General features: G+C 67.7%; 8 protein-coding genes. 5 read left to right on the plus strand and 3 right to left on the minus strand.

Annotated elements, in window-relative coordinates:
- Positions 1–93: 93 nt before the first annotated feature.
- From B2W70_RS01185 to B2W70_RS01195, 3 genes are all read left to right on the plus strand, one after another.
- Positions 94–2,010: a bifunctional metallophosphatase/5'-nucleotidase gene (locus B2W70_RS01185; RefSeq protein ID WP_286742117.1), complete on the plus strand. Its 1,917-nt coding sequence runs from the start codon at positions 94–96 to the stop codon at positions 2,008–2,010.
- 35 nt (positions 2,011–2,045) lie between these two features.
- Positions 2,046–2,897: a PEP-CTERM sorting domain-containing protein gene (locus tag B2W70_RS01190; RefSeq protein WP_286742118.1), complete on the plus strand. Its 852-nt coding sequence runs from the start codon at positions 2,046–2,048 to the stop codon at positions 2,895–2,897.
- 96 nt (positions 2,898–2,993) lie between these two features.
- Positions 2,994–3,776 (plus strand): PEP-CTERM sorting domain-containing protein, encoded by a 783-nt coding sequence (locus B2W70_RS01195; protein ID WP_286742119.1) that lies wholly within the window; start codon positions 2,994–2,996, stop codon positions 3,774–3,776.
- Here the strand turns inward: B2W70_RS01195 and slmA are convergent.
- The 3 genes from slmA to argB are packed head-to-tail and all read right to left on the minus strand — an operon-like array spanning position 3,763 to position 6,096.
- Positions 3,763–4,413: a nucleoid occlusion factor SlmA gene (gene slmA, locus B2W70_RS01200; protein ID WP_286742120.1), complete on the minus strand. Its 651-nt coding sequence runs from the start codon at positions 4,411–4,413 to the stop codon at positions 3,763–3,765. The two genes, B2W70_RS01195 and slmA, sit on opposite strands and share 14 nt — an antisense overlap.
- On the minus strand, positions 4,410–5,171 hold the full coding sequence (locus B2W70_RS01205) for a pyrimidine 5'-nucleotidase (RefSeq protein WP_286742121.1): 762 nt from the start codon (positions 5,169–5,171) through the stop codon (positions 4,410–4,412). Before B2W70_RS01205 ends, slmA begins: the two co-directional genes overlap by 4 nt.
- A 7-nt stretch (positions 5,172–5,178) precedes the next feature.
- A complete protein-coding gene (gene argB / locus B2W70_RS01210; RefSeq protein ID WP_286742122.1) occupies positions 5,179–6,096 on the minus strand; it encodes an acetylglutamate kinase in 918 nt (305 codons plus the stop codon).
- Between the two features lie 93 nt (positions 6,097–6,189).
- On the opposite strand from argB, the gene B2W70_RS01215 reads away from it, so the two are divergent.
- Positions 6,190–6,615, plus strand: a complete 426-nt coding sequence (locus B2W70_RS01215) for a hypothetical protein (protein ID WP_286742124.1) — start codon at positions 6,190–6,192, stop codon at positions 6,613–6,615.
- A 93-nt stretch (positions 6,616–6,708) separates the two neighbouring features.
- Positions 6,709–7,866: TolC family protein (locus B2W70_RS01220; protein ID WP_286742125.1), on the plus strand; the 1,158-nt coding region annotated here is incomplete at its 3' end.

The raw sequence follows: 7,866 nt of genomic DNA on the forward strand, positions 1-7,866 counted from the left end.
ACCCGCGCCAAACAGACCACAGGCGCTTCACGAGCACCTCAAACAAAGTCCCTAAGGTCCAAAGCTGTCATTGAACCTTGCCCAGGAGTTCCCATGTTCCAGTTGCGTTCCGTCGCCGTGGCCCTGCTGATGTCCTTTGGCGGCCTCGCGGCTGCCCAGGCCTGCACCGTGGGCTCTTCCGCAGGCACCCTCACCTTCGACACCTACGCCACCGGCGTGGACAATCGTGTGCTCGGCACCGACTGCAAGACCCTGGACGACGCCTTCGACGACGAATCAGCCTGGGGCAGCCAGGCCGCCTTCCTGAGCCACGTCTCGAACGTTTCGTTCGAGCTGCTCAAGAACCGCAAGATTTCATCGGCTGAGCGCGTGCGCCTGCTCAGTGCCGCCAAGGCCTCGGGCGTGGGCACCACCCTCAAGGTCAAGTTGATCGCCTTCAACGACTTCCACGGCTACATCAAGGCCGGCGAGGGCTCGTCGAGCAACCCCGGCGTCGCCCGCTTCTCGACCCGCATCAAGGCCTTGAAGGCCGCCAACCCGCTGCACGCCGTGATCTCGGCTGGCGACATGATCGGTGCCAGCCCCCTGACCTCGGCCCTGTTCAAGGACGAGCCGACCATCGAAGCCATGAACCGGATCGGCATCGATTTCAACGCCGTGGGCAACCACGAATTCGACGAAGGCAAGGACGAACTGCTGCGCATGCAGCATGGCGGCAACCATCCGACAGACATCTACTCCGGCCTGGGTCTGCCGGTGGACAAGCGAGTGGATGGCGAGTTCGCAGGCGCGCGCTTCAAGTTCCTGGCCGCCAACGTGACCGACACCGCCTCGAACCAGACCGTCCTGCCCGCTTACGGCGTCAAGGACTTCCTGGGCAACAAGGTGGCCTTCATCGGCATGACGCTGGAGGGCACGCCCACCATCGTGTCGCCCTCGGGTGTGGCTGGACTGCAGTTTGGCGATGAGGCCAACACGGTGAACGCCCTGGTGCCAAGCCTGAAGGCACAGGGCATTGCGTCGATCGTCGTGCTGATCCATGAAGGTGGCGCGGCCACCGGCGGCATCAACGGCTGCGCCGGCATCTCGGGAGCCATCGTCGACATCGTCAACCGACTCGACCCAGCCGTTGACCTCGTGGTCTCCGGCCACACGCACGCCGCCTACAACTGCCTGATCCCCAACAGCGCCGGCAAGAACGTGCGCGTGACCTCGGGTGGCCAGTACGCCCGCAACCTCACGGACATCGACGTCGTCATCGACACGCGAACCAAGGACGTGCTGAGCGTGACCGCCAACAACCTGGTCACCGGCACCGGCACCGCCACGGCAGAAGACCCGGCCCTGACCGACCTGGTTGCCCACTACGACAGCCTGGCCGCCACGCCCAAGTCCCGCGTGATCGGCAAGATCACCGCCGCGATCAGCCGCACAGCCAACGCTGCGGGCGAATCGGCCCTGGGCGACGTGATCGCCGATGCCCAGCTCGACGCGACCAACGACGTCGGCATGGGTGAAGCGGTGGTGACCTTCATGAACCCGGGTGGCATCCGCGCCGACCTGCCGTTCAACGCCCCCAACGGCGACGTGACCTATGGTGACGCCTTCACCGTGCAGCCCTTCGGCAACTCGCTGGTCACCCTGACGCTCAGCGGAGCCCAGATCAAGACGCTGCTGGAAACCCAGTTCGCCAACTGCCTGGGCCAGACCACGTTCGACCGCATCCTGCAGGTCTCCAAGGGCTTCAGCTACACCTGGAGCGCTGGTGCCGCCTGCGGCAGCAAGGTCAGCAACATGGCCCTCAACGGCGTGGCCATTGACCCGGTCGCCAGCTACCGCGTGACGGTCAACAGCTTCCTGGCCGACGGTGGTGACGCCTTCGCGGTGCTCAAGGACGGCACCAACCGCCTGGGTGGCGCCGTCGACACCGACGCCTTCGAAGCCTACCTGCAAGCGAACCCGAGCGGCGTGGCACCCGGTGCCCAGAACCGCATCACCCGCCTGCCCTGATCGCCCCCAGCTGATGGCATGACAAGGAGTTCATCATGACCCACCTTCGACAACACGGTGTGGCGCTGGCTGCGCTGCTCACCCTGGCCTCGTTCACGAGCGCCCACGCCGCCCGCCTGCAAATCGTCTCGACCGGCACCCCGGTCGATGTGATCACCCAGTCGGCCACCATCGATGGCATCACCGCCTCGCGCAGCGTGACTGGCAACCTGGCGGACGCATCCGGCACCGACACCGTGCTGCTCAGCGACTTCCAGGTCTTCGAGCCGAGCGCGCAGGGCGGCGCCAACGTCAGCGATGGCCACACCCACATGGTGTCGGTGGACGCGACCGGCGCCAGCACGTCGCTGACGCTGGACGCCTCGCACTTCTGGCAGGCCAGTGGCACCGGCAGCATCGAGAGCTTCGAGCTGACGCAAAGCCTCTCGCTGGACGGCTTGGTCCTGCGGGTGGTCGCCGATGCTGGCGAAACCGTTGGCCAATCGGTGACGGTCAATTTCAGTGGCCTGGCCGACTTCCTGTTGGGCGGATCGGCCAGCGTCAACGACCTCGGCCTGTCCCTGGACGTGCTCAAAGGCGGCAACGGCGTCGCCAGCTACCTGGGCCTGCAATCAGGCACGGGCAGCGAAGCACTGAACCTGAGCTTCTCTGGCGTGGTGGGTGACGAGTTCACGGTGCTGCTGAGCGCTTACCAAGCGGCTTCGCTGACCCAGCCTTCGGCCTTGGCCGGCGAGGCGACCTTCGCCGGCAACATGTTGCTGCAAGGCCAATTCACCGTGACCGCCGTGCCCGAGCCCGACGCCTGGGGCATGGGCCTGGCGGGTCTGCTGATCGCCGGCACATTGGCGCGCCGACGCCATGCGCGCTTCGGTGGCCTGCAAGCCTGATCCGATCAGCCTGCGACGGATCGACATCGCCGCAGGCACGCCTGTCACGTCGCGCACCTAGATTGCAGGCTCAGACTCCAGACGCAGGAACCTCACATGCCCCGCCTCTCCGCATCGCTCATCGCCCTGGCCTCCTGGGCCTCCCTGTCTGCCACCGCCCAGGCGTCGGTCGTCATCAACCAACCCGATGAAGTGACGATCATTGGCGCGCAACCCGTGTCGCCGGCCTTCGATGGCTGGAGCGTCTCGGGTGATGTCGCAGCCCCCAGCGACATCACCCTGCTGCTGACCACCGCTTTCGATGCATCGGACGACGTCGCCGGCTCGGCCGTGGTGGGCAGCGGAGCGATCGCAGCGCAACAGCCACGTGGCGTGGAAGAGCTGGCCGGGCTGAACATCGGTGCACTCGACACCAGCATCGACGGGGTGCTGCATCAGGCGCTTGAAGGCTCGGTCATCTCGCGCACCGTTTGGGTCAGCGCTGGCGACACGCTGAGCTTTCGCTGGCAGTTGTTGAGCAACGAAGACCCGGTCGCGGGTTTGCCGGACCTGGCCTTCGCCACCATCGGTGGTCGCCTGTTCGAGCTGGGCACCCCCCAGATTGCAGACCTGCAAGGTTATGCTGGCTTCCAGCACGGCAGCGGCTGGTTCACCTTCACGCACACCTTCAGCGACGACGCAGGCCCTCTGGCACTCAACAACATCGAGCTGGCACTGGGCGTGGTTGATCGCGGTGACACGTCGACCTCGACAGGCCTGGCCATCCAGAGCGTGACGATGACCCCGGTGCCAGAGCCCACGACGTGGGTCTTGGGGTTGACGGGGCTGCTGGGCTGTGGCGCCCTGGGATGGCTGCGCCGTCGCGTCAGCCCCCGCTGAGCAGGGTGCGCAAGCTCGCGTCGAGGTGCTCGGTGGGCTGGCGCTGAAAGCCCGTTCGCGCATGCCGGTGCAGCCGCCCCAACACCAGGCTGATGGCAACCGAAGCCATGGCCTGGGCATCGACGGTGGGAGTCTGCGAGCCGCGTGACTCGGCCAGGGCGCGGGCCGGCTGACGCAAGGTCGACTCCAATCGATCGAAGAGCTGGTTCATGCGCGCATGCAAACGCTCGTGTTCATGCACCAGCGCGTCACCCACCATGACCCGACCCATGCCCGGGTTCTTCTCGGCGAACCGCAACACCGCGGCGACGATGCGAGCGATCTGCGAAGCTGGATCGGCTTCGCGCTCGATGACCTGGTTGGCCAACGTGAACAGGCTGTCTTCGATGAAGCCGATGAGGCCCTCGAACATCTGCGCCTTGCTGGCGAAGTGCCGGTACAGCGCGGCCTCGCTGACATCGAGCTTGGCGGCCAGGGCTGCGGTGGTGACGCGTTCGGTGGCGGGTGACTCGAGCATGGCCGCCAGGGCCTGCAGGATCTGGATGCGGCGCTCGCCCGGCTTGGGGCGCGTGCGCTGGGTTGCCGCTGCGGCGGCTGCGGGGTCGGCAACGGGAACCGGGGTTTGTGGTGTCGTCATGTCCAGGCGTGCAGCGACCGCAGTGACCTGATTCTGGCACACACCCAACTGGGCTTGCCATGCAACGCCAGGCCGGCTTCTGGCCCGTGCGGGTTGTCCTTGAGGTAGTGCTGCATCCAGACCGTGCGCAGGCGCAGGCGGCGCGCGCTGCGCAGGTTGGCCACGGTGTCTTCGACCAGCACGCAGCGGTGCGACGGCAGCTTCAGGCGCGCCAGCACCACGCGCAGGCTGCGCGCATCGGGCTTGGGGCGCAGCTCGCCGAAAACGCGCATGCCTTCGATGGACACCACCGCTTCAAAGCAGTCGCTCAAATCAAGTGCGGTCAGCACGCGCTTGGCGTACTCGGCTGGCGCGTTGGTCAGCAGGATCTTGCGCCCGCGCAGGCGCTTGAGCGCAGCGCGGTGCGAAGGCGGCATGTGCAGGTCGCGCTCCAGGCCGGGCAGCGTGTGCGTCTGGGCCAGGAAATGCGCGGCGCGGATGCCGTGGTGCCGCTCCAGGCCCATCAGCGTGGCCCCGTAGCGCCGCCAGTAATGCAGGCGCAGGGCGTCGGCCTCTTCGCGGCTGACCTGGAGTTCGGCCTCGATGTAGTCGGTCATCGCGCCATTGAGGCGCCAGAAAACGGCCCGGCTGGCGTCGTGCAGCGTGTTGTCGAGGTCGAACAGCCAGATCGGAGGGTCCTGCCGCCGGGCCGCCCCAAGGTCGGCCGCCTCCCCCTCGGGGGGCTGCGAAGGCGCGCAGCGACGAGCTGGGGGGCGCACGTTGCGATCAGTGGCTGCGGATCATGGTGCCGTAGGCCTGATCGGTCAGGATCTCCAGCAGCATGGCGTGGGGCACACGGCCATCGACGATGTGCACGGCGTTGACGCCGCTCTTGGCCGCGTCGATGGCACCTTCGATCTTGGGGATCATGCCGCCGCTGATGGTGCCGTCCTCGATCAGCTCGTCGATCTGGCGGGCAGTCAGGTCGGTCAGCAGCGCGCCCTGCTTGTCCAGCACGCCCTTGATGTTGGTCAGCAGCACCAGCTTCTCTGCGTTGAGCACCTGAGCCAGCTTGGAGGCCACCAGGTCGGCGTTGATGTTGTAGCTCTCGTTGCGCGAGCCAAAACCGATGGGGCTGATGACGGGGATGAACTGGTCGTCCTGCAGGGCCTTGACCACGCTGGGGTCGATCGACTCGATCTCGCCGACCTGGCCCACATCGTGTTCCTTGCTGGGGTCGGCTAGGTCGAGCAGCTTGAGCTTGCGCGCGCGGATCAGGCCACCGTCGCGACCGGTCAGGCCCACGGCCTTGCCACCGGCGGCGTTGATGAGGCCGACGATGTCTTGCTGCACCTCGCCGGCGAGCACCCACTCGACCACCTCCATGGTCTCGTCATCGGTCACGCGCATGCCCTGGATGAACTGGCCTTTCTTGCCGACCTTGTTCAGCGCGGCGTCGATCTGGGGGCCGCCACCGTGCACCACCACCGGGTTCAGGCCCACCAGCTTGAGCAGCACCACGTCTTCGGCGAAGTCGGCTTGCAGCTCGGGGTCGGTCATGGCGTTGCCGCCGTACTTGATGACGATGGTCTTGCCGTGAAAGCGGCGGATGTAGGGCAGCGCCTGAGCCAGGATTTCTGCCTTGTCACGCGGTGCGATGTGGGCAACGGGATCGGCATCGGCCGGAGCGGGAGAGTGGGGCATGGCAGGCGGGGTGTGGGTAGAAAGGAGCGCGAAGGGGTGCGCCAGGCTTCTGGCAGGCTGCATTCTAAAAGAGCAGCCGCTACACTTCTTGGCATGACCCGATTCTGGCGTGTCGCGTTGCTGACCCTGCTCATCGCCCTGCTGCCCCTGCGCGGCTGGGCCTGGGCGGTCATGCCCATGCCGGTACCGGGCCACGATGCCCGCGTTGCGTCCAGCCAGGCCACTCCGCAAGCCCTGCACAGCGCTCACGCCCCTGCTGCCGCCTCGTTTGACCAAGCAGCCGAACACTCGGCGCCCTGCCATGGCCCCCAAGCCTCGGTTGACCCGGACCAGGGAAGCGCCGGCCACACCCCCACCCACACCTGCTCCCTGTGCGACCTCTGCCACGCCGGTGTGATGTCGCCACCAAGCTGGGCTTGGTTTCACGATGCGCCACCGGTTTCGCCGCCCAGCTGGGCCGTGAGCACGCCCCACGGCCGCGACGACATCGACGGCCTGTTCCGGCCACCCCGGGCCTGATCTCCCCCTGACACCCCTCGCCTGCGCGCCGAGCGCCGGCGCAGGGCCTTGCCAACGAGATCCGTCGCCAAGAACTGGCCGACGCACCACACCATGAGCAACACACGCCCAGGCCAACGCCCGGGGCGGCAGCATGCCGTCCTGACTTGGCGACTGCCCCCCTGGCTCGCACTGATGCCCGCGATCGTGCTGGCCGGCTGCGCCGCCACCACCACCGCACAAGACCCGCACCCCGCCAACACCTGGCTGAAAGAGCGCGTGCCCGATGCACCCAACCTGCCCTGGCCAGGCGCCTTGGACGCCAGCGGCCCCGGCAAGTCCAGTGCGGCCGCAGACTCCCCCTCCGGCACCACGGCGCACGCCCTGCCCGACGGCCCCCTTGGCCAGGACCAGGCCGTCGCGCTCTCCCTGCGGCACAGCCCTGCCCTGCTCGCCTTGCTGGCGCGCAGCGAAGCCCAGGCGGCACGAGAGCGCGCCCAGGCCCGACCCGGCTTCATCGGCTTTTCGATCGAGCGCCTGACCCAGGGCGACGAGGTCGAGATCGGCCGCACCTGGAGCCTGGGTCTGTTCGACCTGCTGAGCTGGCCCTGGCGCCACCAGGCGGCCGAGCGACGCATCGACACCGAGCAGCAACGGCTCGCGCGCCAGGTGTTGCAGCACGTGCAGAACGTGCGCGCGCAATGGGTGCAGGCCGTGGCCGCCCAGCAGCGACTGGCCTACCAGGCCGACGTGCTGCGCGCCGGCACCACCGCCGGTGAACTGGCCCGCCGCATGCAGCAGGCCGGCCACTTCAGCACCGCGCAAACCGCCCGCCACGAAGCCACCGAGGTCGAAGCCCGGCTGGCCCAGGCACAGGCCCAGCGCCAGGCCCTGGCCGCGCGCGAAGCCCTGGTGCGCCTGCTCGGCCTGAACCGCGAAGAAGCCGCTCGCCTGCAACTGCCCGATCGCCTGCCACCCGTGCCCGAAGCCTCGGCGTGGACGCCCCAAAGCGTCGAAGAAGCGGCCCGCCAGCGCAGGCTGGACGTGCGCCTGGCCGAGTCCCGCTGGCAAGCCGCCCAAGGCGATCGCCGAGATGGCACCTTCCGCAGCGTCATCGACCTCGAAGCCGCCTACCGCCGCGACACCTCCAACGAAGCCCCCGTCAAACAAGGCCCCGAGTTGGGCATCCGCCTGGTGTCCATCGACTTCGGTGCCGCGCGGCGACAGGCCACGCGCCTGGACGAACAAGCCGCGCTGGCCGAATGGCAGCAA

The sequence above is a fragment of the Aquabacterium sp. UBA2148 genome, from assembly GCF_002328915.1.
Classification (GTDB): Bacteria; Pseudomonadota; Gammaproteobacteria; order Burkholderiales; family Burkholderiaceae_C; genus Aquabacterium; species Aquabacterium parvum.

Bases quoted from the DNA above. Each gene is read 5' to 3' on its own strand.
- B2W70_RS01185 (WP_286742117.1), top strand. From the start codon at position 94: ATGTTCCAGTTGCGTTCCGTCGCCGTGGCCCTGCTGATGTCCTTTGGC.
- B2W70_RS01190 (WP_286742118.1), top strand. From the start codon at position 2,046: ATGACCCACCTTCGACAACACGGTGTGGCGCTGGCTGCGCTGCTCACC.
- B2W70_RS01195 (WP_286742119.1), top strand. From the start codon at position 2,994: ATGCCCCGCCTCTCCGCATCGCTCATCGCCCTGGCCTCCTGGGCCTCC.
- slmA (WP_286742120.1), bottom strand. From the start codon at position 4,413: ATGACGACACCACAAACCCCGGTTCCCGTTGCCGACCCCGCAGCCGCC.
- argB (WP_286742122.1), bottom strand. From the start codon at position 6,096: ATGCCCCACTCTCCCGCTCCGGCCGATGCCGATCCCGTTGCCCACATC.
- B2W70_RS01215 (WP_286742124.1), top strand. From the start codon at position 6,190: ATGACCCGATTCTGGCGTGTCGCGTTGCTGACCCTGCTCATCGCCCTG.